Source organism: Aquirufa beregesia (genome assembly GCF_011090385.1).
In the GTDB taxonomy this organism is placed as follows: Bacteria; Bacteroidota; Bacteroidia; order Cytophagales; family Spirosomataceae; genus Aquirufa; species Aquirufa beregesia.
Genome location: NZ_SEWW01000008.1, coordinates 1 through 26,860 on the forward strand (window position 1 = coordinate 1; position 26,860 = coordinate 26,860).

Here is a 26,860-nt window from a genome sequence, read left to right on the forward strand (position 1 = left end):
TCAAGCCTAAGCTTGTCAAGTTCGCTACTCCACTCGTAAAGTCGCCTGCTTGATTCAACACGTTGTTCACTCCTGAGCCTAAACCTGTGATTGCTCCAGTTAACGTGCTCGTTACTGTTACATTATTCGTATTGGCAGCAAAAGTTGTGACCGTATTGCCATAGGCATCTTGGGCTGTCAAGGTATTCGTTCCAGTAAAGGCTGTGCCGTTAATCTGTGGACTCGTTAAGCTAACAGTTAACTTGTCAAAAGCTGCTGCACTCACTATGACACTTAAATTATCCCCGCCAGTTGAACTGATGGAACCATCAGTCACTGAAACTGTAGCCGATTCAGCCTTGTACAAAGACATAGGCACAGAAGAAGCCACCCCATTGGTGAATGTAATTACCGTTCCTGTTCCAAAATTAATGTCAGCCGCATTTTTATCAGTAACAGTAGGATTAGTCGCTGGGTTAGTAGAAATATTAGCTCCAGAAAAAGTCAAAGATTTATCACCTGTATACGATGTGGCTACGTTACCACTAACATCATAAGCCGTTAAGGTAATATTTTGACTACTTCCTGCAGTTTGAGTACCCGTACCTGTTATAATTAGCTTAGTCGCTACTCCAGGATTCACCACAATAGACCCACTGGTTATGGCAGTTCCTGAAGCAGGAGTAAATGTAAATGTTCCCGTTCCACTGGTACCCGTATAAATCATACCTTGGGTTGTCAAATCTGCCACCCCACTGGCAAAATCTCCTACTTGATTCAATACATTATTAGCCCCTGAACCTAAACCACTTACGGTACCTCCTAAGGAATTGGTCACCGTAACATTATTGGTAGAAGCATTGAAACTGGTTACCGTATTTCCATAGGCATCCAAAGCCGTTAAGGTATTGGTTCCAGTAAAAGCAACCCCATTGGTTTGAGGAGTGGCTATACTGCTGCCCAACTTGGTCATGGTAGACGGGCTGACGACAATCGACAATCTATCTGCACCAGCTGCTGATAAGGTACCATCAGTAACAGCTATCAATGCAGTTTCCGCATCATATAACTTTAAGGTCGTAGTGGCAACACCAGATGCAAAACTATCTGCGGTAGTTGAACCAAAAGCTATATCGGCCGCCGAACTATTTGCTGCTGTTGGAGCTGTTACTGGGGCTGTTGAACTAGTCGCTCCTGAATACGTTAAATTTTTAGCGCCTGTGTAGGCTGTAGCTGTATTTCCGTAGGTATCTTGGGCCGTAATAGTAATCGTTTGACTTCCTCCTGCTGTTTGAGTACCTGTTCCCGTTACTACTAATTTGGTGGCGGTACCAGGTGTTACCGTTAAAGTAGCCGTTTCTATGACATACCAACCAACGGCATTTTTCAATTCACAATTAAAAACAGTTGACCCATCATTCGTATCAGAAACAGTTACTGCCGCTTTTCCCGTATTACCACCAGAACCAGCGGTAGTACCCGGGTTTGTTCCTGTAATGGTAGCCGTTCCAGAAGTTGAACTAAAGGTTGCTGTGATTCCATTAACGTTGGTACCTCCTGTATTTTTAGATTGTGCTGTTAAGGTTGTAGTTACACCTGCACCTCTACTTGTATTTGATAAAACCAACGTTGACCCCACCCCAATGGCTGCAGAAAATGTTTGTACAGTAGTACCTTCACTACCATTAGCGAAGGTATAGGCTGTACTTGCTAATAAGTTTGTGGTTGAATTAGGTAATTCCAATAAATACCCCGCTGTACCAGTACCACCCGTTAAAAAACCCATAACCGAGTTGGCAGGCGTAGCTGCCGTCATCTGGTAATTGATTGTACCTGTAATGGATGTTACTCCATTCCAAAATTTAGCCGAAATTGACCCCGTAGCAACATTCCAGGCATTTGCAATAGTAGCCGTTTCCAATCGTAAAGGTGTATTGGTCGATTTCGCCGCCCCAGTTGTCCAGGTTGTTCCACCGCCTGAAGCCGTAGTCGCAGGCCAAGCTTCTAATAAGTACACCCCTGCATCTTCTACAAAGATATTTTTTCCAGCAATAATAATCTTGTTGTGGTCATTACGTACCAAAACAGTTTCGACGTACCTTTCGGTAACGTCTAATTTCAATACCCGCACAGCAAATAAATCCCCCTCATCACCCGGCGAATCATCTAAACCATTTAAATAATCATCAATGGCATGACCATATTCTTGAAATAATAAAGAAATCATTTGAGAATCCGTGGCTTCTGGGTACAAAAAGTTACCCTGCCCTTCCGAATACTCTTTATTCATATAAATGCGTGGACGACCGTCTGGACCGATAGAACTATAACTGGCCATGGCACCATGCATGTTTTCCCATTTCACAAATTGAATAGGCACATACAATCCATTGCCTAAAACCAAATTTTTCAAGGCTTCTGCTTTCTCATCAAAAGAAGCATCCATCTGCTTACGCTTGCCTGGAAAAAATGCAAATAATTGATCGCGATAATTAGCCTGTGTGAAAAATGACCTCAAATGAAAATCAACACCATTTTTTGCTTTCGATACTCTTTTCCTGACCAAGGTATAATCTAGACTATCTGCTTGATCAACAAATATGTCTTGAGCATAAGGCATGAAAGCAGCATTAGAATAAGAAGCAGAAACTGGCGAAAAGTTACGCTGGGCAATTAAATCAACATGACTAAAGAATAAAAATAGGCCAATAAAGATCCCTAAGGCAGATTTACCTTTTAACGAAGTTTTTTCAGAACAAAGTAGAAAAAGAATTTTAGTAATTCTTTGTAGCATAAATTTAAATAATAGAACACAAACACACTAGATGAAGACTTTCCTATATTCTTTCTTCTAATGTAATTCGGTATAGGTCTGATGAATAATAAAACACTAATGAATAACCGCAATTAAACACTTTAAAGTTACTTATAATTTTTGAGCAGGACACATAAAAAAATACATAACATGTTCTCAATTTTAAATTCCACTCTTCATATCTTTCAAATATTCAGAAGGAGTTTTCCCTGTATTGTATTTAAACGCTTTAACAAAATTAGATCTTGACAAAAAACCAGAAGAATGTGCTAAGGCCTCTAATGTGTTCTGTTGAGCTCTTCCCGATTGAATCAAGATGATAATATGCTTAACCCTCAACTCATTTTTCCAATCATTAAAACTCACTCCCAAATGATTGTTAAAATAATAAGATAATTGATAATAAGGTATTTTAGTATCCTCAGCGATCATAGATAAAGAAAATCTACTTCTCAAATAAGGTTCATCTACACAATATTTAGCTATTTGATGACCAATTTCCTCTAAACGGAAATAAGGAACTTCATAGGCCGTAGAAACCACAGCTCGTTTCACCGGAGGAGCAAATGTAGACAATACTAAATCGCTCTGAGCACGAGATGTGCTGTGTTTTTTCTTTTTATATTGTGGACTAAACAATACATATGGAATAAATAAAATGGACAAATTCTGTAAGGAATAAACCCAATATTTAATATCAAAACAAATTTGCAAAACCAAAGGACCCAACAAGTTCTGTTGTGACTTCCTAAGCTCAATAGTATTTATCAGTACTAAAAGAGAGGCTGTATTCAGCAAAATATACAACACTATTATTAAAGCAATCCAAAGAATACTTACTTTATGTGTCACAAAGTAATTCTTTATCCTGCAACGTTTATACAAATAAAAACCCGCATACAAGAAATACCCAATGGTAAATATGGGCCTAATCATGGACTGAACAAAAGTGGGGACAAACAAATATTTTGCATCATACAATGCCTCAGAATGTTCTGCTATTTTGTGAGCCAAAATCAACTTCTCGTCAAAAGAAGAAAATAAATGAGGTAAAATATTGAGGAAAAATACCCCTGCAACCACAGCATGTAACCAATCCCCCGGAACTAGCCTCTCCCTACCAATAATAACCTTAACGAATAGAAAGAAAACGGGGCCCATTAGGAAATATAAAGGGCTAAAATTAATAGCAAACAAAGAAATCATGAATTCTGAACGAGGCGTACTAGTCACATCATGAACGATACCAAATACACTCGTTAAGAAGTAAAAAATGGCTAAAAGTATCTTAGCATAAGCCTTGCCCTCTCGATAAATGTAGAGCAGAAGCGCAACGACCAATCCTAAAAAAGAGAGATTTAGTATCATGAAAAATTATAGAACACGGAACAGTTTTAATATTTTTTTTAGAACACGGAACAGCCTATTTGAAAGACTTATTACAAAAGTAGGATGAAAAAATTTAAATACAAGAACTTTTAAACTATTTTTTGTTCTCAATTTCAAATTAACTACCCATATATATAATTTTTCAACTATTAAATATAATATTTTCAAACAAGTATTATATTTTCAAAAAACAGGAGAAAAATAATTTAAACTTTATTTTACAAAATTTTAAAAAAAACAATCCAATTTCGGCATTATAAGAGACAAAAAAACATATATCCCTTTCATTGACTACAACGATATAGGATGTATTTTTTCCAAATTCAATCCCAATGAATATCAAACGAACTTCTCATTTCATAAAAACTCGCCTAAATTCTAAGCCCTGAGAATCGCGTATTTAAAAACAAACTGAACATTCATTCGAAATAGCAAAATCTCAAGCGCATCAAATTATGACCAAAACTAGAATAGTTTGCAGATTCCCTTACTTACTTTCTATTTTTGATTATCGTAAATAATTAAATATTTAACTAAATAAACAATAAACTAACAGGTTTCTGTAAGTTCCTGAATCACAGAATGATATCCATTTCTCTTATCTCACCCCGAATAATTAACTCAGCCTCAGTAGCCGATTGAATTTGCTCCACACTTATACCCGGTGCGCGCTCTACCAACAAAAAGCCTCCTTCCTGCAATATATCAATGACGGCTAAATCCGTCACCACCCGACGAACACAAGCCTTTCCCGTTAAAGGCAAATCACAGGATTTCAATAGCTTAGATCGACCGCTTTTGCTTTGATGTAACATCGCCACAATGATATTCGGTGCAGACGCCACTAAATCCATGGCTCCCCCCATTCCCTTGACTTGTTTACCCGGAATTTTCCAATTGGCTAAATCTCCTTTTTCTGACACTTCCATACCTCCTAAAATCGTCACGTCTATATGTGCCCCACGAATCATAGCAAAACTATCCACTGAACTAAATAAAGATGCTCCTGGGATCATCGAAATGGTCTGTTTCCCCGCATTAATCAATTCTGGATCTACCTGATCTTCATCAGGAAATGGCCCTATGCCTAATAAACCATTTTCCGACTGCAGAATTACCCGCATACCCTTCGGAATGTAATTGGCTACCATAGTCGGAATTCCAATCCCCAAATTGACATAGTCTCCATCCTTAATTTCTAATGCCAAACGCTTGGCAATGATTTCTTTTTGAGAATCCTGAACTGATAAATGAACTAAATCCTTGGTCGTGGTGCGATGTTCAATTCTTTTTTGATAATCTTTTCCCTGAAAAATCCGCTGCACATAAATACCTGATACATGTATCTCATCAGGATCCAATGCACCTAATGGAAGTAATTCTTCCACTTCCGCAACGGTAATTTTCCCAGCTTGAGCCATCATAGGATTGAAATTTCTGGCCGTACCATGGAAAATCAAATTGCCTTCCAAGTCTCCTTTCCATGCTTTCACGAGCGCAAAATCAGCTGATAGCGCCTCTTCCATCAAATAATCTTTCCCTTGAAATGTTCGTATTTCTTTGCCTACAGCTACCTCTGTACCTACACCAGCAGGAGTAAAAAAGGCGGGGATACCTGCCCCCGCAGCGCGAATTCGCTCAGCCAAAGTTCCTTGTGGAACTAGTTTCACTTCCAAATCCCCTGATAAAAGCTGTTCTTCAAATACCTCATTTTCCCCAATAAAGGAGGAAATCATGCATTTTATTTGTTTGTTCTTCAATAATATTCCTAAACCAAAATCATCTACGCCTGCCTCATTGGATATACAAGTCAAACCCTTGACACCTTTATTGCTTAGCTCAGATATGGCATTTTCAGGAATACCAGCTAGACCAAAACCTCCAACCATAATCGTAGCTCCTGATGGAACATCAAACAATGCCGATTGCGCATCTTTAAACACTTTATTCTTCATACCTACCGAGTTTAAGCTACAATACTAAAGAATAAAGCTTATGATAAAAATGAAAAACCAAGGTTTTGACCCCTTCAATGGGAGACATTCATCAGGTTTTGTAATCCCAAAATCTGCTTCACGCCGCAAACGCTGTCAAGGTTCTAAACCTTGACAGCGTTAAACATTCCTGCGTGAAACGATTTTCCATTCATATAAATTGTCCAACAAATTGATAATGAAACGGGCAAATAAACATCCTAGAAGCAAATTTGTATTTTGAGCTTTGGACATATTTTTTTAACTTAAAGTCTTATTACTTATTGCCTCTAAAACCTTTATAATGAACCCAGAAAAGGAACCTGGATTAAAAAGAACCTTAAGCCCACTCATGTTGTGGGGACTAGGTGTCGGATATGTCATATCAGGCATGTATTTTGGATGGAATCTTGGACTAGAAAAAGGAGGAACGCTGGGTCTTGGACTAGCTACCCTATTGATCATTCTATTATATACCACATTTACTTTTTCTTATACCGAACTAGCCTGTGCTATACCTAAAGCTGGTGGAGGTTTTGACTATGCGGGTAGAGCTTTAGGACCAACCTGGGGATTTGTGGCTGGAATGGCCCAAACCATTGAATTCATCTTTGCCCCTCCTGCCATCGCATTCGCTATTGGGGCATATTTCAATTTGTTTTTCCCTCAAATACCCATCATTAGCATTGCCATTGCCTCGTATTTTTTGTTTACCGCACTCAATGCTTATGGGGTCAAAGCAGCTGCCATTTTTGAATTAACCATCACCATACTAGCTGTGGGAGAATTATTGCTTTTCGCAGGGATAACCTTACCAGCCTTTGAATTAAAACACCTTCAAAGTAATCCTCTACCCCATGGCTGGTCTGGTTTTTTTGCAGCCATCCCTTTTGCCATTTGGTTCTTTTTAGGGATCGAAGGAGTTGCTAATGTGGCCGAAGAAGCCATCAATCCTCAAAAAACTATATTAATAGGTTTTGGATCCGCTATTTTGACCCTAGTACTTCTTTGTATGTTAACCTTTTTTAGTTCCATTGGTGTCAATGGATGGGAATCCATTGTCTATCAAGCAGATGGCTCCTTATCAGACTCTCCCCTTCCTTTGGCATTAAAGCACGTAGTAGGTGACAGTAATCTATTGTATCATTTATTGATTTCGGTGGGCCTATTTGGCTTAATTGCATCCTTTAATGGCATCATTTTAGCTGCTGGACGGTCAACCTATGAATTAGGCAAAGTCAAAGCTGCCCCTCCTTTTCTTGGTCGTGTTCATTCCAAATTCCAAACGCCTGCTAATGCCTTAGTAGTCAATATGTCTTTAGGTATTCTAGCACTTTTAACCGGAAAAACGGCTGAAATAATCACCATTTCTGTGTTTGGGGCCTTGACTCTTTACCTTATCTCTATGGTTTCTATTTTAGCGCTTAGACGTAATGAACCCGAACTCGAAAGACCTTTCAAAACCCCCTTTTTCCCCTATTTCCCGTGGATTGCGCTCATCATAGCAGGCATATCCATGATCTCCATGATGTATTACAATCCCATTCAAGCGGGCATTTATTTCCTGATTTTACTAGGCACCAGTATCATATATCGATTTTTTGGCCCTAAATTGACCCATAAACCCTAATTTTCAATTTAGAAAATGACCTCTACCGAATTAAACAACTATTTATCTGCCCATCCTACCTCGAAAGTAAAAATTGCTTTCACGGATATCGATGGGATTTTGCGTGGCAAATACATTTCCACCGAAAAATTCTTATCCATTCTTGAAAAAGGTACCACATTCTGCGATGTCGTTTTTGGCTGGGACGCTGCGGACGTATTGTATAGCCAAGGCAAAAAAACAGGCTGGCATACCGGTTTCCCTGATACTCCGGCTCAATTGGATTTAAGTACTTTTCGACAAATCCCTTGGGAAAACAACCTACCCTTTGTACTGGGAGATTTTCTAGAACAAGATGGAGCACCTTCAACGGTTTGCCCTCGACAATTATTGAAAAAAATCATCTCAGAAGCTCAGGCCTTACATTTTACGCCCATATTTGCGCAAGAATTTGAATGGTTCAATTTTGCTGAAACGCCTGATTCTGCCCAAGATAAGAATTACAAAAACCTGAAACCCTTAAGTCCAGGTATGTTTGGATATTCAGTTTTGAGAACCACGCTGAATAATCCTTTTTTCGATGATTTATTTGAATATCTCAAAGCCTTCAATGTTCCCATAGAAGGTCTACATACTGAAACGGGGCCTGGTACCTATGAAGCGGCTATTGCTCACTCAGGTGCCTTAGAAGCTGCCGACAGAGCCGTTTTATTCAAAACTGCCGTTAAGGAAATTGCTTATAAACATCAAATCATGGCCACTTTTATGGCCAAAATTGATGAAAACTTACCCGGCTGTGGCGGTCACGTTCATCAAAGTCTGTGGGATGCCGAAGGCAAAACGAATCTCTTTTACGATGCCCAAGACCCCTATCATTTAAGTAAAACGGCTAAACATTATTTGGCAGGAATCCTGCATTGTTTACCCCATATTTTACCCATGTTTGCCCCCACCATCAATAGCTATAAAAGGCTAGTGGAAGGCGCCTGGGCTCCAACCACCCTTACATGGGGACTAGACAATAGGACTGTAGCTTTACGTGTGTTAAGTGCAGGAGCCAGCTCGGCCCGCATAGAAACCCGTGTCATAGGGGCAGATGTCAATCCTTATTTAGCCATTGCTGCCTGTTTAGGTGCTGGATTATATGGCATTAAACATCAATTAGACCTGCAAGAACCTACCACAGGAAATGGTTATTTAGATTATTCCCATGGAAGTATCCCGCATACCTTAATTGACGCAACCAAAAACATGCAGCAATCAGCCGTAGCAAATGAAATCTTTGGCCAAGAATTTGTGGAGCATTTTACCATGACAAGAACCTGGGAATGGCAACAGCATTTAAAGTCTGTAACCGACTGGGAATACAAACGTTATTTCGAAATCATTTAATCAAGCCTATATTTTAAACACATGTCTTCATCCATTATACAGTATAATTTCCCTACAACCATCCGTTTTGGTGCAGGAGCCATCAACGAAGTAGCCGATTATTTAATAAAAAATGATCTCAAAAAGCCTTTGGTTGTAACAGACCCTGTGGTGGCTAGTTTGGATTTTTTCAAATCCTTTATTCAATCGCTTGAAAAGAAAAACATCTCGGTAGAAGTCTTTTCTCAAATTCATAAAAACCCGGTAAAATCCGACGTTTACTTAGGTGTAGATTCCTATGATGCCAACCAAAGAGATTCCATCATTGGAATCGGTGGTGGAGCTGCTATGGACGTGGCGAGAGCCATGGTATTACGAGTAAACCACCGCGAAGACCTATTTAAATACGATGATTTGATTGGTGGAGATATCTATGTCACCAACGACGTTCCTCACTTTATAACGATTCCAACCACCGCTGGAACAGGTTCAGAAGTGGGCCGAAGTGCCATCATTGCCGATGACATCACACATCAAAAAAAGATTCTATTTTCCCCTAAATTATTGGCTAAAACAATTTTTGCTGATCCCATGTTGACCATGGATTTACCCCCAACCGTGACAGCAGCAACAGGCATGGATGCCTTAACGCATAATTTGGAGGCTTATGTGGCTAAAATGTCGCATCCGCTGTGTGAAGGAATCGCTTTAGAAGGAATTTCTTTGATTGCTAAATCCATGGAAAAGGCGGTTAAAAGCCCCGACATTGAATCCAAAAGCAATATGCTCATAGCTTCCTTAATGGGCGCTGTAGCCTTTCAAAAAGGTTTAGGAGTGGTTCACTCCTTAGCTCATCCGATGTCTTCATTATTGGATACCCATCATGGATTGGCCAATGCGGTCAACCTACCCTATGGTATGAAATTTAACATTGCTGGTTTTGAGGAAAAATTCCGTCGCATCGCTCGTACTTTGGAAATCAAAGATGAAAGTGGAGAAGGTGTCGTAAATTTCTTATTTGACTTGAATAATCGAATTGGAATCCCTCATAAATTACGTGAAGTGGGTGTAAAAGAAGAGCATGTAGAGACCTTAGCAGATTTAGCCATTGCCGACTTTGCTCATCCCAACAATCCAAAACCGGTTAGTCGAGAAGATTTTAAAAACCTGTATTTAGAAGCTTTGTAAGTCATGAAAATCCGTTTGGGCATCAGTTTTAGTAGTACTAATTTCCAAAATTACCGCAAATGGTTTGATCCAGAAGTCCATGCCGGGAAAGTAGAGCTACTGGAACTGAATGCTGACTCTAGTACGCTTTCTGATTTTGAATCATGCGATGCTTTTGTTCTGAGTGGTGGATGTGATATAGATACCGAACTCTACCAAGGAGAAGTTAATTATCCACATAAACCTGAGGAATTCGAAACCGAAAGAGATCATTTTGAAGCATCAATTTATCTGTTTGCTAAAGAACATCAAAAACCTCTTTTGGGGATTTGTCGAGGTATGCAATTAGTCCAAATAGTAGAAGGAGGAAAACTCATTCAAGACTTGGGAGAAGAAACTAATTTGATTCATAAAAAAGCGGGAAATACTGACCGAAAACATAGCATTCACATAAGCGATGGAAGTCTTTTAGCGTCCATTAGTCAGCAATCCTCAGGAGAAGTCAATTCAGCCCATCATCAGGCAGTAGATCCTACTCAATTAGGAAAAAACCTACTTATTTCAGCTTGGTCCACGGATAACCATAGCCCAGAGGCATTGGAATACCAAAATAAAGAAAACCTAGCTTTTATGCTCTGCGTGCAATGGCATCCAGAACGTATGGAAGAAAAGGAGAAAAGCCCTTTCTCCGAAAACATAAAACAAACATTTTTAGCCGCGATTATTCATTCATCATAACCTATGCAAGTTATTAACCCCGCCACCGAACAAGTTATTCAGGAATTAACTGAAGATAGCACAACTACTTTACAACAAAAATTATCCCAATTACAAAAAGGTCAAATTACTTGGGCTGCCAAACCCTTATCTGAGCGAATTGAAATCATTTTGAAATTCGCAGCCCTTTTAGAGGATAATCGAGAAGAATTAGCCGCTATTTTAAGTTCAGAAGTGGGAAAGCCACTACAACAGTCTCGCAACGAAATCAATGGCGCGAGAGGACGAATTCAATGGCTTTGTGATCATGCTACGACCTATCTAAAGGAGGAAATCATGTCGGATGGATCGGGCATGCAAGAAAAAATCGTCTATGAACCCTTAGGTGTCATCTGCAATATTTCCGCTTGGAATTACCCATATTTAGTAGGAACCAATGTATTTGTTCCTGCGCTTTTAGCTGGCAATGCCGTGATGTATAAACCATCTGAATATGCTAGTTTAACGGGTTTGTCCATAGCCCATTATTTCCATCAAGCTGGAGTCCCTGAAGATGTATTCCAAATAGCCATTGGGGCAGGCTCTGTAGGTGCTAGTCTCTTGGACATGCCTTTTAATGGCTACTATTTCACAGGATCGTATCAAACGGGTCAAAAAATTTATAGCCAAGTAGCCCCTAAAATGGTTCCTGTACAATGTGAATTAGGGGGTAAAGATCCATTATACATCACCGATGAAGTTCAAGACATCGCAGGAATTGCCGCAGGTACCGCCGATGGCGCATTTTATAATAATGGGCAAAGCTGCTGTTCGGTCGAACGAATTTATGTGCATGAAAAAGTTTATGACGCTTATGTGTCCGAATTTGTGAAAGAAGTAAAATCATGGAAAATGGGTGCTCCTACGGAAGATGGCGTTTATTTAGGTCCTCTTTCCAGAAAAGCACAAATTTCTGTTTTGGAACATCAAGTGAAGCAAGCAGTAGATTTAGGCGCAACAATACTAACTGGAGGAAAAGCGGTTTCAGGTACAGGTTATTATTTTGAACCCACCGTTTTAGTGAATGTCAACCACCAAATGGATGTCATGAAGGAAGAGTCTTTTGGCCCGATCATTGGCATACAAAAAGTCAAAGATGATGCAGAAGCGATAGCTTTGATGAAGGATACCGCTTATGGCCTTACCTCATCTGTATACAGTGTAAATTCAACTAGAGCGAATCAAATTTTAGCTCAAATGGATTCAGGTACTGCCTATTGGAATTGCTGCGACAGAGTAAGTGCTGCCTTACCATGGAGTGGACGCAAACATTCGGGCTTTGGTGCTACCCTATCGCATCAAGGGATTCGTGCATTTACCAAGACAAAAAGTTATCATTTGCGACAGCCTTAGCAAGTCTTTTGACCCACAAAACCTATGAACTATGAAAATTTTCCGGTTTTTCGCTAGTCTACTTATTATTGGTGGCCTTCAAGGCACATTAATGGCCCAGAAATCGGCTCTAAATCCTTTGGCATATGAAGAGATTCCCTTGGGACAAATTCACCCGACTGGTTGGTTAAAGCAACAAGTGGATATCATGGTTAAAAACTCCACAGGGCATTTGGATGAAAATCATAAGAAAATTAAAACGGATAACGGTTGGTTAGGAGGCAAAGGCGATGATTGGGAAGAAACACCTTATTGGCTGGATGGAGCCTTACCTGCAGCTTATTTAAGCGGCGATTCAGTCTTAATTAAAAAAGTACTGAACTATGTCAACTGGACCTTATCACATCAGCGACCTTCTGGATTCTTTGGTCCCTACAGTAAATACGAAAAAGAAACAGGTAAAATGGCCGAAACGGGTGACCAAGCAGCGGATTGGTGGCCGAGAATGATCATGCTGAAAATATTGCAACAATATTATCAGGTAAGTCATGATCCTCGGGTCATTCCTTTCATGACCCATTATTTCCAATTTCAACTCAAGAATTTAAAAAATACACCGCTGGTTAAATACACCGAATGGGCACAGTCTAGAGGTGGAGATAACCTGATGGTGGTTTATTGGCTATACCGACAAACCAAGTCCCCTTTTCTCTTGGAATTAGGTGATTTAATCTATTCCCAAACCACCAATTGGACTGATTTATTAGGAAAAAGGGATTGGGCTATTCAGGCAGCGTACCAACAAAACGACCAACGCTGGATGGACCGACATGCCGTAAATGTAGGGATGGGAATCAAATTGCCCGCCATATATTCCCAATCGAAGAAAAATCCTTATTATTTGAAAGCATTAAAAACAGGCTTCCGAGATTTAATGACCTTACATGGTTTGCCTCATGGCATGTTTTCTGGCGATGAAGATTTACATGGAAACGACCCCATTCAAGGAACCGAATTATGTGCCACCACGGAAACCATGTTTTCTCTGGAACAAGTCATATCCATTACAGGGGATACCGAATACATGGATGCCTTAGAACGCATGACATTCAATGCTTTACCTGCCCAAATCACCGAAGATTTTAATGGGAAACAGTACTTTGGTATGGCCAATCAAGTCGAGGTAAAAAGAGGCGTCTATAGCTTTTCCCTACCATTTTGGAGAGGTATGAACAATGTTTACGGCCCATATAGTGGATACACTTGTTGTACCGCCAATATGCACCAAGCTTGGCCAAAGTATATATCGCACTTATGGTATGGAACTCCCGAAGGTGGCTTTGCAGCACTGGTATATGGCCCCAATAAACTAGCATCAACCTTGGCCTCAGGAGTCAAAGTAGAAATTGAAGAAAAGACCAATTATCCATTTGAAGATCAAATCCTGTTCATCATTAAGCCTGCAAAAAAACAATCTTTCCCTTTAGAATTTAGAATTCCTTCTTGGTGTGAAGAAGCAATTTTACTCCTCAATGGACAAGAATTGTTAAGAGAAAAAGGAGGAAAAATAGCTAAAATCACTCGAGCATGGAATCATGGCGACCAAATTACCTTGCAATTACCTACCAAAATTCGGACTCAAAACTGGGGGAAAAATTCTAGATCGGTAGAATATGGTCCACTCATCTTTGCCCTTAAAATTCAAGAAGATTTCCAAAAAAATGTTCACCCTCAAGAAGGAGAGTATGTTGAAATATTACCTAAAAGCAACTGGAACTATGCCGTTTTAAAGAAATTTGTGGATAAGCCCACTGAAAATGCTGAACTAATCAAGAAATCCTTCCCTGCCAACTTTCTCTGGAACCAAGCGAGTGCCCCTATGGAAATCGTATTGGAAGGCAAAAAATTACCTGATTGGAAAACAAATGCGGGCGTGGCTCACCAACCTGTAACCACGCGAAATGGAGATTATTTAGGGCCCACCGAGGAAAAGATCGAAAAAATCACCTTAATCCCTTTTGGGTTTACGCGATTGAGAATTGTGGCATTTCCTGTAGTGAAATAAAAAAATCAAGCTCTTGATTTTATGAAAAAGCAGGATAAGCCTTTGGCCATTTCCCCCTAGATTTGTACCACTCAGCTTCAATTAGCTTTGTCAATTAGCTTTGTCAATTAGCTTTGTCAAATTTTGAAAATTTGACAAAGCTTACAAAAAGCTTACAAAAAACTTAGAAAGTTTAATTCATTACCCCTTTAAAACAAAAATGCTATGAATCCAGTAAAAAGTTATGGTGCAATCAACAAAGATTCGGCCATTGCTCCTATGCAAATTGAACGAAGAGCATTAGGCGCTCATGATGTTTCCATTGATATTTTATACTGTGGTGTTTGTCACTCAGATATCCACATGGCCCGTTCCGAATGGGGGCCTTCTGTATATCCTATTGTACCTGGTCATGAAATTGTCGGTATTGTCAAAGCCGTAGGTTCAGCCGTGACTCAATTTACAGTAGGGCAAACTGCCGGTGTGGGAGTGTTTGTGGACTCTTGTCGGACTTGCCCTTCTTGTCAAGGTGGTCAAGAACAATATTGTGATAACAACTTCACTCCTACTTACAATGGTTTCGAACGAGATGGAAAAACCCCCACTTTTGGTGGCTATTCTTCCAACATAGTCGTGGATGAAAAATACACCTTACATATCCCATTTACAAAACATTTAGATCAAGTAGCTCCTTTACTTTGCGCAGGAATCACCACCTATTCTCCACTTAAATTTGCTGGCGTAGGCAAAGGCCATAAAGTAGCCGTTTTAGGTTTAGGTGGACTTGGACATATGGGCGTAAAATTTGCCGTTGCCATGGGTGCGGAAGTGACCATGTTGAGTACCTCCCCTTCCAAAGAAGCCGATGCCAAAAGATTGGGGGCTCATCATTTTGTGCTGTCGACAGACAAAGAACAAATGAAAAAATTGAGCAATCATTTTGACTTTATCCTGAATACGGTAGCCGCGCATCACGACATGAATGCATTTCTTCACCTTTTGAAATTAGAGGGTAAAATGCTGATTGTAGGTATTCCGCCTGAGGACCACCGAATTGCTGCGGCTAGCTTAATATCCAAAAGAAGAAGTATCATCGGTTCCAACATTGGGGGAATTGCTGAAACGCAAGAAATGCTTAATTACTGTGCGGAACACAATATCCTATCGGACGTGGAATTGATCCCCATGAATCAAATCAATGAAGCATATGAGCGAATCATTAAGTCGGATGTCAAATATCGATTTGTGATCGATATGAAGTCAATTTAATCTCGAATCCAAAAAAAGAGCTTAACCACCTAAGCTCTTTTTTTATGATGATTCTCATATAATAGCCAACAACTATTTAGTAAATTGTGGCATGAAATGGATTTATCTATCAGTTTTCATTCTTAGCCTAAGTGCTTGTAAGAGTAAAAGCGAAACTACACATCCGAGTGAAGGGCCAATTTCCGAGTCAGTTTATGCCTCTGGAACATTGAAAAGCCAAGATCAATACCAAGCCTTTGCACCTGTCAGTGGCATTGTAGACCGCGTATTTGTTCAAGAAGGTGACAGTGTCAAAATCGGGGATCCTATCCTGTCTATTTCTCATGTAACCCAGCAATTGAACCAAGAAAATGCAGCTTTAGCAGCCAATTTTGCTGATGCTACGAATAATCAAAGTAAGATTCATGATGCCCAATTATTTGTTGATTTAGCCAAAAATAAATGGAGAACAGACTCCACCTTTTTGGTTCGCCAGAGGACCTTATGGAAACAACAGATTGGGACCCAAGTAGAATTAGAACAAAGAGAACTGGCTTATGAAAACTCCAAAACAGCCTACTTGTCATCCATTTTAAAATTGAAGGATTTAAAACGTCAAATTCAATTTAATGCCAATCAATCGATCAAAAATCTTTCCATTTCAAAACAATTAAGTGCCGACTTCACTTTGAGGAGTAAAGTGAATGGCATCGTGTACGATTTATTAAAATTAAAGGGGGAGATTGTGAGTACTCAAACGCCTTTGGCTATTGTAGGAAATCCCTCCCAATTCATTTTGGAAATGCAAGTAGATGAAGACGATATTTTCAAAGTTAAGGTGGGTTTACCTGTATTATTGACGCTCGATGCCTATAAAGGACAGGTTTTTGAAGCTTCTGTAAGTAAGATTTATCCCATCATGAATGAAAGGAGTAAGACATTTTTAGTGGAGGCCTTATTCACTCAAAAACCTGCCACCTTGTTTCCCAATGTCACTTTTGAAGCCAATATCATTCTGTTCAAAAAAGAAAAAGCCTTATTAATTCCTAGAAATTATCTCATTAAAGATAGTTTGGTCATTAAAGCTTCAGGAGATACCATACTTGTGAAAACGGGTTTAAAAGATTTCAAAAAAGTGGAAATTATCCGTGGGCTAAGTGCTCAGGATGAAATCAAAATGCCTGGCAAATGAATTTTAAACTAATTCAAAATATTGCCATTTCTCTACTTTTAGCTCGTTGGAGACAAACCTTGGTGGCCGCAATTGGCGTTACATTCAGTATCACCATGTTCATCACGTTATTAAGCTTTATGTCGGGCCTGAATGATTTATTAGATGGCCTCATACTCAATCGTACACCTCATGTGAGATTGTACAAAGAAATCAAAGCTTCAGATTACCAACCTGTAGACATACAATCTAAAAAGACCAAGCAATATAATTTCATTCGGTCCATCAAACCCAAATCAGAAAGATTAGAGATTCAAAACAGTGCAGCCATCATTAAAAATTTAAAGACTGATTCGAGAGTTCTAGGAGTGGCTCCAAAAGTTACGGCTCAAGTTTTCTATAATGTAGGGGTGATCGAAATCACAGGAGTCATCAATGGCATTGATCCTGAAGCAGAAAACAAGCTCTTTTTCTTCAATGATTATGTGACGGAAGGGAATTTCATGGACCTCAAGAACATTCCCAATAGTATCATTTTAGGTAAAGGAGCCGCCGAAAAAATGCTAGCCCAAATTGGGGATGTTGTTCAAATAACCTCGAGTAAAGGCGAGCGTCTCTCTCTGAAAGTGGTTGGATTTTTTCAATCTGGTTTACAGGATATTGATAATATCCAAAGCTATGCATCCATTTCAACCACCCAGAAACTGTTAGGGGAATCCAATAATTACATTACCGACTTACAAGTTAAATTAAACGATATTCTCATGGCCCCAGATGTGGCAAAAGAATACCAAAGGGTGTATGAAATTCAGGCCATTGATATACAAACGGCCAATTCACAATTTGAAACGGGAAGCTCTGTCAGAAGTCTGATTTCCTATGCGGTAGGAGTAACCTTACTGATTGTCGCTGGCTTTGGCATTTATAACATCTTGAATATGATGATTTATGAAAAAATGGACTCCATTGCCATTTTAAAAGCCATCGGATTTTCTGGGAAAGATGTGAATCGCATTTTCATTTTAATTGCCTTGAGTATTGGGGTCTTTGGAGGTTTTTTAGGGCTTTTGGGCGGATTTGGTCTATCAGCCATCATCGATCAAATTCCATTCAATACTAGTTCCTTACCTACCGTACAAACATATCCCATCAATTATAATCCCAGCTACTACCTGATTGGGAGTATATTTGCCATCATCACGACTTATCTAGCTGGTTATTTCCCTTCTAGGAAAGCCAGTAAAATAGACCCTGTCATCATCATTAGAGGAAAGTAGCATGAGCCAAATCATTTTAGAAGCGCAGGGAATCAGTAAAAGCTTTCATGATCCAGTGACGATACCGGTGCTAAAGAATATATCCTTCACACTAAATCAAGGTGAATTTGTTTCCATTATTGGAAAATCAGGTTGCGGGAAATCCACTTTATTGTACATCCTTTCCACCATGGATACCGATTATGAAGGAAACTTAATCATTAATCAAGTGTCCATGCAAGGGAAAGATGAAGGAGAATTGGCCATTGTTCGAAATGAAAAAATAGGCTTTGTATTTCAATTTCACTATTTACTCAATGAGTTTTCTGTGCTAGAAAATGTGATGTTGCCCGGTCAAAAATTGGGCAAATATTCCCCCAATGAAATCAAAGAAAAGGCCTATCAAAAATTGAAAATTTTAGGAATCGAAAATGAAGCCCTAAAAAGCCCTAATCAATTATCCGGAGGTCAAAAACAACGTGTAGCCATTGCTAGGGCCCTTATCAATGACCCATTGATCATCATGGGTGATGAACCTACGGGGAATTTGGACAAAAAAAACAGTGAAATTGTATTCGATATTTTCAAAGAATTGGCAGAAGTATACGGTCAATCTTTGTTAATTGTTACCCACGACAATGAATTTGCTTCACGTACACAGCGCATCATTGAAATGCAAGACGGCTCCATCATCCGCATGTAATTAACCCGAGACCTTGGCTCCCCCTGGAATTTTTCTGAGTAGCCACACAATAGACCCTGAAATCAACAAACAGCTAAAAGCCGTCAGGGGTATACCTAAACTTGGATGCACCAATTTATAATGTATCCCGATTTTAGCGATGTAAAATAAGACCAAAATATGGACTAAATATATCCCATAGCTATGGGAGCTAATCCATTCTCTCAAAGGAATCAAGACACGAATCTCAAAAGGGAAATACTTACATAGTAAGAATAAGCCTGCCGTTGAAAGAACTACAGAAGGCGAAAAATTGGCATACAACAATCCATAAAACTTCCCATCTCTTAGGGATAATTGATAGGTCCCTATCAGTGTCCATGCCGTACCCAAAACAAATAAGACCATTGCCCAAATCCGGATTTGATTTAGGTTTTCAAAGTCTTTATGACGCAAATAATAACCCAACACCAAATAACCCAAATAGCCAGTAAAATACGGCAATGGCACGGGTGAATCTAAAACGGGGAAATGAGGATTATTGAAAATGATGGTCAAAATCCAAATACCCAAAAAATACTGGATTTGTCGTTCCGAGGCCTGTCGAACCCAAGAACTAATGATCGGAATAAACAAATACAAGCCCATGACCATATACACATACCAAAAGTGATAGGAGCCACCCGTAAAATATTGTTGACCTATCCAGCGAATTAGCTCCTCCAATGAATGGAAGGCTTTACCCCGCAATCGAACAGCCCAATTGAAATACACAAAAAAGATATTCCAAAATAAGAAGGGTACTACAATCCTTTGAAATGATTTAGAAACAAATGACCCATAAGGCTCCTCTTTTCCCAGAACCAAGGCACCTGTTAGCATCACAAAAATGGGTACAGCAAAGCGCATGCAGCCATTATAGACATTGGCATTCCACCATAAAGCATCAGGAACTTTATGAAAACTCAGCAGCAAATTAGCTGCTGAGTGTATCAAAATCACTGCGAGAATCGCAATGACACGTAAATTAGTTAACCAAATTATGGGGCCATTGGCCTTAGAGATTTGCATTATCAGGACCTGCAAAAGGTTGACGATACAAGCGTTTCTTGGTAGCTGCAAATAAGGCATTGGCAACTGCACCACCCGTTGGAGGTAAAGCAGGCTCACCCAAGCCGGTAGGTGCTATTCCATTATTCACAAAATGAGCCTCCACGGTTGGGATTTCATTTCCACGAATCAATTTATACGTATCGAAATTCTTTTGCTGAGGAACGCCTTTATCAAAACTCAATTTGCTAAACATGGCATGTCCATACCCGTCAATAATACCGCCTATCACTTGATTTTCAGCACCCGAACGGTTAATAACCTCACCGCAATCAGTAACTGCAATAACATGGGTCACCTTGGCCTCTCCATCCACCATTTTGGCTTCCGCTATTTGAGCTACATAAGATAAATGAGAGAAATATACACTAAATCCTTGATGCACATTGGCTCCTTTTTTGCCCCATTTGGCCTTCTCTGCCACTTGTTTGATCACTTCAATGAAACGATCTGGCTCGTAGGTAATCTTTCCAACGGGGTTTGTTTTCACTTTTTGTAACCAATCCAAACGCATTTGAATAGGATCTTTTCCTGCTGCCATAGCCACTTCATCTAAGAACGACTGTTCTGCCGAGGCCAAAAAATTGGTAATGGGCGCACGCCAAGGTCCCGTGGTAATGGCTGAATTATAATTAAATGATTCAATCAACACGTTTTCGATAGCACCTACTGGAAAATTATCCTGACGAGTACTATTACCGGCATTCAAACCTACCCCACGTAAATAGAAGGCTATCATCTCGCCTTTATCATTTAAACCTGCTTTAAAGTGATATCTAACAGCTGGTCGATAAATACCTCCAGTCATATCATCTTCACGCGTCCACATCACTTTAACAGGCATTTTAATGATACTGGAAAGTTCTGCTGCTTCTAGCGCATAGTCGTTATTTAATCGACGACCAAAACCACCTCCCATTTTAGTCAATTCCACCTGAACTGTATTTTCAGGTACGCCTAATAAAGTAGCTACAGCTTTTTGGGCCGATTGAGGAACTTGAGTTGGACCCGCTAATAAGACTGAACCTGGACGAACATCTGCAAAGAAGTTCATCGGTTCCATGGGTGTATGCGACAAGAAGGGACATTCGTACGTGGCTTCAATCACCTTCGCAGCTTTAGCTATGGCGGCATGAAAATCGCCATCTTTACGTTCTACCTTCGCCTTGTCGGTTTTCATCCCCTCATCAAACCATTTCTGATGCGTACTATCACTTTCTAAATTGCTGGTATCAGAATAAGAACAAACGAGTTTCTTTCTGGCTTGTATGACCTCCCAAGTAGATTTTCCTACGACAGCCACTTTATTTTTGAAAGATACTACATCAATGATTCCAGGCATCTTTTTTACCTCAGCCGCATCAAAGGACACCAAAGTAGAACCAAAAGCTGCTAGGCGAACTATTTGAGCTACCACCATACCAGACTTTTGGGTATCTAAACCAAATTGTGGTTTTCCAGTCAGTACTTTATAATTATCTACTCCCTTAACAAAACTACCAATTAATTGATAATCGGCCCGACTCTTAAAACTCACCTCTGCTGGAACAGTCAGCTTAGAAGCCGCATCTACCAAAGCACCATAGGCTAATTTTTGACCTTTGTTTGGGCCTATAACAAATCCTTTGGAAGTCTTACAAGTACTCGCATCTACACCCCATTGCTGAGCTGCAGCTTGAATTAACATGTGTCTGGCAGTAGCTCCTGCTTTACGCAAACGCTCCCATGAATGTTTCAAGGCCCCACTACCTCCCGTCAATTGACGTTCGAATAATTGGGTATCTAAATTTGCTTGACGCACTTCTACTTGTTTCCAATCTACATCTAGTTCTTCTGCGACAACAATAGGAAATGCCGTTTTGATACCTTGGCCAATTTCTGGATTGGGAGAATACAGAATTACTTTTCCTGTACTTTCAATGGATAAAAAAGCATTGAAACGATTGGTATCCAATACCGGATTCATCTGTTGCATGATGCCCGAATTGGCCTTCGATTCAAACCAATCAAATCCTAATGAAAAAACGCCACCCATTAGGGCCGTTTTCTGAATAAATGATCTTCTCGTCGTTTTCATCTTTATTTCTTTTTAGAAGAGTTGGATGCAGAAGCTATTTCAGAAGCACGTTTCACTGCATTGTGAATGCGGTGGTAGGTACCACAGCGACAAATATTCCCCGACATACCAGCCACAATATCATCATGGCTAGGTTTCGGGTTTTTCTTCAATAAGGCTGCCGCAGTCATAATTTGACCGGCTTGGCAATAGCCACATTGAGGGACATCTAGTTCATCCCAAGCTACTTGAACTGGGTGTTCCGCTTTTTCATGTAAACCTTCAATCGTCGTCACAGCTGATTTACCCACTGCAGAAACAGGTAAAACACAAGAACGCATCGGTTCTCCATCAATCCAGACGGTACAAGCGCCACATTGGGCAATACCACAACCATACTTGGTTCCTACCAGAGATAAGTGATCCCTCAGAACCCATAGCAAAGGTGTATTGGAATCCACTTCCACTTTCACCTTTTTACGATTAATCAGTAATTCGATCGACTCCATTGTTGATTGGTTTAAAAAGATAAACGAAATTCTATTTACGTTTTTTTGATTTTGTTTCTACAGGAACAAGCTCTCTTACTCGAATGTTTCGGAATTTCAATTCATTTCCATGACCTAAAAATCCGATATGTCCCTTGGGATTAAATAACCCTGGATGTTCCTTATGATCAGGAATACCACCTTTGGTAGCTTCTGCAATATCTCCATCCAAAATCACTTCCCCATTCAAAATCACTTTGATGTGGTTTCCTTCAGCAATAACTTCTTGTTGATTCCACTCACCCACAGGTTTTAAGAATCCCTTCTTCGCAGGAATAATTCCATATACAGATCCATGATATTGGTAAGGTTGTAAATTGGCATAAACCTGAGCTGTATTATCCAAAATTTGTAATTCCATACCTACATAAGCGGCATCTCCTGTTAGAGGGGCACGAATTCCCAATCCATTATTAGCACCTGGGGTTAATTGGAAGTCAAACTTAAAATGGAAATTGGCATATTCATTTTTAGTGAACAAATTACCCTTTCCTCCACGCTTAGGATAAATCACCAAATTACCGTTTTCAGGTACATAATCAGTGGTATTTCCTGTCCATTTAAATAAAGAGGAACCATCAAACAATAGCTCAAATCCTTGCGCCTTCTCTTCTTCTGAAAGTGTCTGCAAGGCTTGAGGTGCTAATTCTTTGACATAAATATTTCGGTAAACAATGTGATTACCATGGGCTTGTAATTCAATGGCATCTTTCACAAAGATGGGGATTTTACGATCCCAGTAGTTTTCTAAAATAGTGTTATCTACCACTAATTCCCCATTCAAATAAACCGTAACACGTTCTCCCACCATTTTAATGTAGAACGTATTCCAATCTTCTATCGGATTATCCGCTAATTTTAATGGATTTTTAGCATTGATTTGATTGTTATACAATCCTCCTGAACCTACATTGGCTCCTACATTAACGCGGGCGATATCCCAGATTTGAACTTGTGGAGCACCACGTAAATAAATACCAGCATCACCATCTTTTTCGATTTTCCAATCGACATACATTTCAAAATCTTGATAATCTTTAACGGAACATAAATTATCTCCATGACCAGTAAAATGCAATTGATCTTCTTTGGCATACCATCCTGTACGCATGTTTTCGTCGGCTTTCACTTGCTTGATGGCTAAGCTATCGGCTGACATGGCACGGCGTTTTACGGGATTTCCCACTAAACCTTTCCAACCTGACAAATCCTTACCATTAAACATGGAATAAAATCCTACTTTATTTCCTAAAGCATCGATGGCCTTTTGAGCAGAAGCACGTAAATCTGCTGATGAAATAAATGGCATGGCTTCTAAAACCCAGGCCTTGGTCATTTGACTTTGCAATTCTGGATTTCCAACAAATAAATTAGCTAATCCATCAGCCGCTACTGAACGAGCATTGGCTTCTTGTAAACCAATTTGCAAGGTTCTCATAGCTGATAAACTTGGGCAACGGCCCAAACCTCTAAATACCAAAGCGCGAGTATCCATATCTTGGGTTAAATCCAAGGCATTCCGATAACGTAAGATTTGTTGAGTGACATTCTGAGTCGCTTTGCCATTACTCTTTACATAGGCTTTAATGGCTTCCAAATTCTTGGATTTTTTCACTAAGTCACCCAACCAAACCAATGATTCTGCTTCTGAAACAAAAGGAATCCAGTTTAATTGATTTTTTGCTTTCACCGCATAGCCATTCACTTTGCTAGCCACCGTAGGATCTAGTTTTTGAATTTGTGTTATGCTGCTTTGTAAATGCTTTACTTCACTTTCTGAACTAGCATTGGAAAGTTTTTGAGCAATAATATCAAAATCAGCAGCGCTAACCCATCTAAATAATACTTGATAAGCTGCGGCACGAGTTGCCTCATTGGATTGTACGGCATTCCAAACATGTGATTTGATGGCAGGCCATTGACGGTAAGAAGCATAAATCAACAAGATAGTTTGTTGGGAAGCACTTAACTGCGAGTAGGAAGCCAGGCTTTTTTCAAAGAAGCTATTGGCAGCTAAATTACTTGCTACCTCACCTACGGCAATACCATCTACTTCAGTATTAGCAGCTGTAGCCCAAACCTTGGCTAAACCAGTAGTTCCTTGAATTTTCAAACGAGCTATCGAAGCAGCTGTTCTTAATCCTGCATTTTTAGATGTTTCTGCTACTGTCACTTGAGATAAAGCCCAAGCTACTTTGGCATTCCCAGCAGCCTGAACAAAAGATGTTTTCTTTGCATCGGACCACTTAGCAAAAGCAGCTGCTATCTGACTAGCATCAGTGGCTTTAGCATGTTTAATGAGATTTTTGACTAAATAAGCTTCCACTTCATGATTAGAAGTTTTCGCAAATGCACCTATTAAATAAGCCACGGGAGTTTTAGACTTGGATAAAAGCACCTCACTGACCTTGATTTGAGAACCCGCTGGCCAAGTAGTTACGTTTAAAGAACCAAGACCATTAGCATCTTTCGAAGCTTTAACAAATGCCAAATAGGATTCCAAAGCCTGTGTAGGCTCGTACGCACCATTGGCTTTAGCAGCTTGTTCTTTTAAGATTTTACTGGCATTGGGCGAACCTAAAGCAGCTATGGCTTTTAAAATTAATTGATTCGTACGCTGATCGGATGACGGCCATAAAGCTTCAATAGCTGAACCAGCGGCTTTATAGTTGATGTCTGTCAAGGCCTGAATCATATCTTTTTGATAAGCCGCATTGCCTTTTTGCAAGGTTCCTAACAAAGCCTTACCTACTTGGTCTTGACCAAAAGGTGCCAGTTTAACCAATAAACGAGCAGCAGGACCTGCCAGGTGATTCTTTTGTAAAAAAGGAATAATCACCGAAATAGATTCCCCACGAGCGATAGGTTGCAATGCCAACATGGCGATGGCTTGCGTATTGACATCATTGGATTCTTGAATGATTTTCAAATTCGCTTGTACACGAGCCGCACGATCAGCCTCATTGGTTCCTGTCTTAACGGAGATTGGTGCTGACTGCTTTTGTGCTAGGATTGTCCCTTGCGAAAGTGCCGCAATCAGCAATAAATTAAGTATTGAAGTAGTATATTTTTTCATTGTTATTACATAGTAAATGGTGCACGCATTGGTTGGTTAATCAAACGATTAGCCTCTTCATCTCCAACAAACTCTTGTTTAACGGGATCAAATTTCAGGTTTCTGTTCAAACGCATGGCGATTAAACCCATATTGACTATGGTGCAAGAACGGTGACCATTTTGATCGTTTAAGGCAAAAGTCTTTCTTCCTTTAACAGCATCCACAAAATCGGTCTGCTGTGCTGGAGGTTCTGGAAATTCAGCCAATTTGCGCTCTAAATCAGGTATATCTGTTTTAAATCCGCGGAATACTTTTCCCTTAGGACCTTCGATATAGGCTACATTTTCATCTCTACCTTCACCATCCAAAACGATTTGACAACCATCGGCAAACGTGTAGGTAATCCGACGGAATGTACCCACCGCATCAGCATCTTGTACTGGGGCATCTACTTCTACATAAATAGGGCTAGTATCATCTTTGCCTAATAAATATTGAACGGGATCAATATAGTGTTGACCCATATCACCTAAAGCTCCTCCATCATAATCCCAATATCCACGGAATGTCTGATGTGTACGGTGCACGTTATAAGGTTTGTACGGAGCTGGCCCTAACCACATATCATAATCCAATTCAGCAGGAACAGGCTGTTGAGTCAAACCCGTTTTACCTACCCAATAGAATTTCCAATCAAAACCAGTATGTCTAGAAATGGTCACTTTTAAAGGCCATCCCAATAAACCAGAATCAACTAATTTCTTGATAGGTTTGATGGTGGTATTCATCCCATAGAAATTACCTTCAAAGCGGAACCAGGTATTTAAACGAAAGATTCGACCGTGCTGCTGCACTGCCTCTGTCAATCTTTTTCCTTCACCAATGGTACGAGTCATAGGTTTTTCACACCAAACATCTTTACCTGCCTTGATAGCATCAGCAGCAATAATTCCATGCCAGTGAGGCGGTGTAGCCACGTGAACAATATCCACTTCTGGCAATTGAATTAATTCGCGGTAATCACTAAAGGATTTAACTCCTTTCTCTACCTCATTTAAACCTAATTGTAGGTTCTTTTTGTCCACATCACATAAGGCCACTACGCGTGTCCCTGCATAAGGAATATGTCCACGTCCCATTCCACCAGTACCCACAATGGCCTTGGTCAATTGATCACTAGGGGCTAAATAACCCTTACCTAATACATGGCGAGGAACAATACTAAAAGCGGCAAATCCTAATGCGGATTGCCCGATAAATTTTCTCCGAGAGACTTTCATATGATAAATAAGCTTA

At 39.9% G+C, this 26,860-nt stretch carries 18 protein-coding genes; 10 read left to right on the forward strand and 8 right to left on the reverse strand.

What is annotated here, in order from left to right:
• The 3 genes from EWU23_RS11335 to EWU23_RS11345 all read right to left on the reverse strand — a co-directional run.
• A partial coding sequence (locus EWU23_RS11335) for a beta strand repeat-containing protein (protein ID WP_166232253.1) occupies positions 1-2,773 on the reverse strand: 2,773 nt, incomplete at its 3' end.
• Between the two features lie 183 nt (positions 2,774-2,956).
• Positions 2,957-4,162 (reverse strand): helix-turn-helix domain-containing protein, encoded by a 1,206-nt coding sequence (locus EWU23_RS11340; RefSeq protein ID WP_166232255.1) that lies wholly within the window; start codon positions 4,160-4,162, stop codon positions 2,957-2,959.
• A 596-nt stretch (positions 4,163-4,758) separates the two neighbouring features.
• Entirely contained in the window at positions 4,759-6,138 is a 1,380-nt protein-coding gene (locus tag EWU23_RS11345) for a 3-oxoacid CoA-transferase (RefSeq protein WP_166232257.1), read from the reverse strand.
• 322 nt (positions 6,139-6,460) lie between these two features.
• Between EWU23_RS11345 and eat the strand changes: the two genes are divergently transcribed.
• The 10 genes from eat (at position 6,461) to EWU23_RS11395 (ending at position 18,813) form a co-directional block, all read left to right on the forward strand.
• Positions 6,461-7,786, forward strand: coding sequence for an ethanolamine permease (eat, locus tag EWU23_RS11350; protein ID WP_166232259.1), 1,326 nt, complete (start codon positions 6,461-6,463; stop codon positions 7,784-7,786).
• 15 nt (positions 7,787-7,801) lie between these two features.
• Positions 7,802-9,157 carry a glutamine synthetase family protein gene (locus EWU23_RS11355; protein WP_166232261.1) on the forward strand — a complete coding sequence of 452 codons (1,356 nt, stop codon included), beginning with the start codon at positions 7,802-7,804 and terminating at the stop codon, positions 9,155-9,157.
• A gap of 21 nt (positions 9,158-9,178) precedes the next feature.
• On the forward strand, positions 9,179-10,324 hold the full coding sequence (locus EWU23_RS11360; RefSeq protein ID WP_166232263.1) for an iron-containing alcohol dehydrogenase: 1,146 nt from the start codon (positions 9,179-9,181) through the stop codon (positions 10,322-10,324).
• A gap of 3 nt (positions 10,325-10,327) precedes the next feature.
• The gene (locus tag EWU23_RS11365; RefSeq protein ID WP_166232265.1) at positions 10,328-11,041 is read left to right on the forward strand and encodes a gamma-glutamyl-gamma-aminobutyrate hydrolase family protein; all 714 of its coding nucleotides are present in this window, start codon (positions 10,328-10,330) and stop codon (positions 11,039-11,041) included.
• Between the two features lie 3 nt (positions 11,042-11,044).
• Complete coding sequence (locus EWU23_RS11370; protein ID WP_166232267.1) at positions 11,045-12,412, forward strand: aldehyde dehydrogenase family protein; 1,368 nt, start codon at positions 11,045-11,047, stop codon at positions 12,410-12,412.
• Between the two features lie 31 nt (positions 12,413-12,443).
• Positions 12,444-14,456: a beta-L-arabinofuranosidase domain-containing protein gene (locus EWU23_RS11375; protein ID WP_166232269.1), complete on the forward strand. Its 2,013-nt coding sequence runs from the start codon at positions 12,444-12,446 to the stop codon at positions 14,454-14,456.
• Positions 14,457-14,660: 204 nt separating this feature from the next.
• A complete protein-coding gene (locus EWU23_RS11380; RefSeq protein ID WP_166232271.1) occupies positions 14,661-15,704 on the forward strand; it encodes an NAD(P)-dependent alcohol dehydrogenase in 1,044 nt (347 codons plus the stop codon).
• Positions 15,705-15,795: 91 nt separating this feature from the next.
• Entirely contained in the window at positions 15,796-16,875 is a 1,080-nt protein-coding gene (locus EWU23_RS11385) for an efflux RND transporter periplasmic adaptor subunit (RefSeq protein WP_166232273.1), read from the forward strand.
• Positions 16,872-18,131, forward strand: coding sequence for an ABC transporter permease (locus EWU23_RS11390; protein ID WP_166232275.1), 1,260 nt, complete (start codon positions 16,872-16,874; stop codon positions 18,129-18,131). Before EWU23_RS11385 ends, EWU23_RS11390 begins: the two co-directional genes overlap by 4 nt.
• A gap of 1 nt (position 18,132) precedes the next feature.
• A complete protein-coding gene (locus EWU23_RS11395) occupies positions 18,133-18,813 on the forward strand; it encodes an ABC transporter ATP-binding protein (RefSeq protein WP_166232277.1) in 681 nt (226 codons plus the stop codon).
• Here the strand turns inward: EWU23_RS11395 and EWU23_RS11400 are convergent, their stop codons facing one another.
• The 5 genes from EWU23_RS11400 to EWU23_RS11420 are packed head-to-tail and all read right to left on the reverse strand — an operon-like array spanning position 18,814 to position 26,844.
• The gene (locus EWU23_RS11400) at positions 18,814-19,863 is read right to left on the reverse strand and encodes an acyltransferase (protein WP_166232279.1); all 1,050 of its coding nucleotides are present in this window, start codon (positions 19,861-19,863) and stop codon (positions 18,814-18,816) included.
• On the reverse strand, positions 19,850-21,979 hold the full coding sequence (locus EWU23_RS11405) for a xanthine dehydrogenase family protein molybdopterin-binding subunit (RefSeq protein WP_166232281.1): 2,130 nt from the start codon (positions 21,977-21,979) through the stop codon (positions 19,850-19,852). Before EWU23_RS11405 ends, EWU23_RS11400 begins: the two co-directional genes overlap by 14 nt.
• Before the next feature lie 2 nt (positions 21,980-21,981).
• Entirely contained in the window at positions 21,982-22,467 is a 486-nt protein-coding gene (locus EWU23_RS11410; protein ID WP_166232283.1) for a (2Fe-2S)-binding protein, read from the reverse strand.
• A gap of 31 nt (positions 22,468-22,498) precedes the next feature.
• The gene (locus EWU23_RS11415) at positions 22,499-25,582 is read right to left on the reverse strand and encodes a 3-keto-disaccharide hydrolase (RefSeq protein WP_166232285.1); all 3,084 of its coding nucleotides are present in this window, start codon (positions 25,580-25,582) and stop codon (positions 22,499-22,501) included.
• 5 nt (positions 25,583-25,587) lie between these two features.
• The gene (locus EWU23_RS11420) at positions 25,588-26,844 is read right to left on the reverse strand and encodes a Gfo/Idh/MocA family oxidoreductase (RefSeq protein ID WP_205753169.1); all 1,257 of its coding nucleotides are present in this window, start codon (positions 26,842-26,844) and stop codon (positions 25,588-25,590) included.
• Positions 26,845-26,860: the final 16 nt, after the last annotated feature.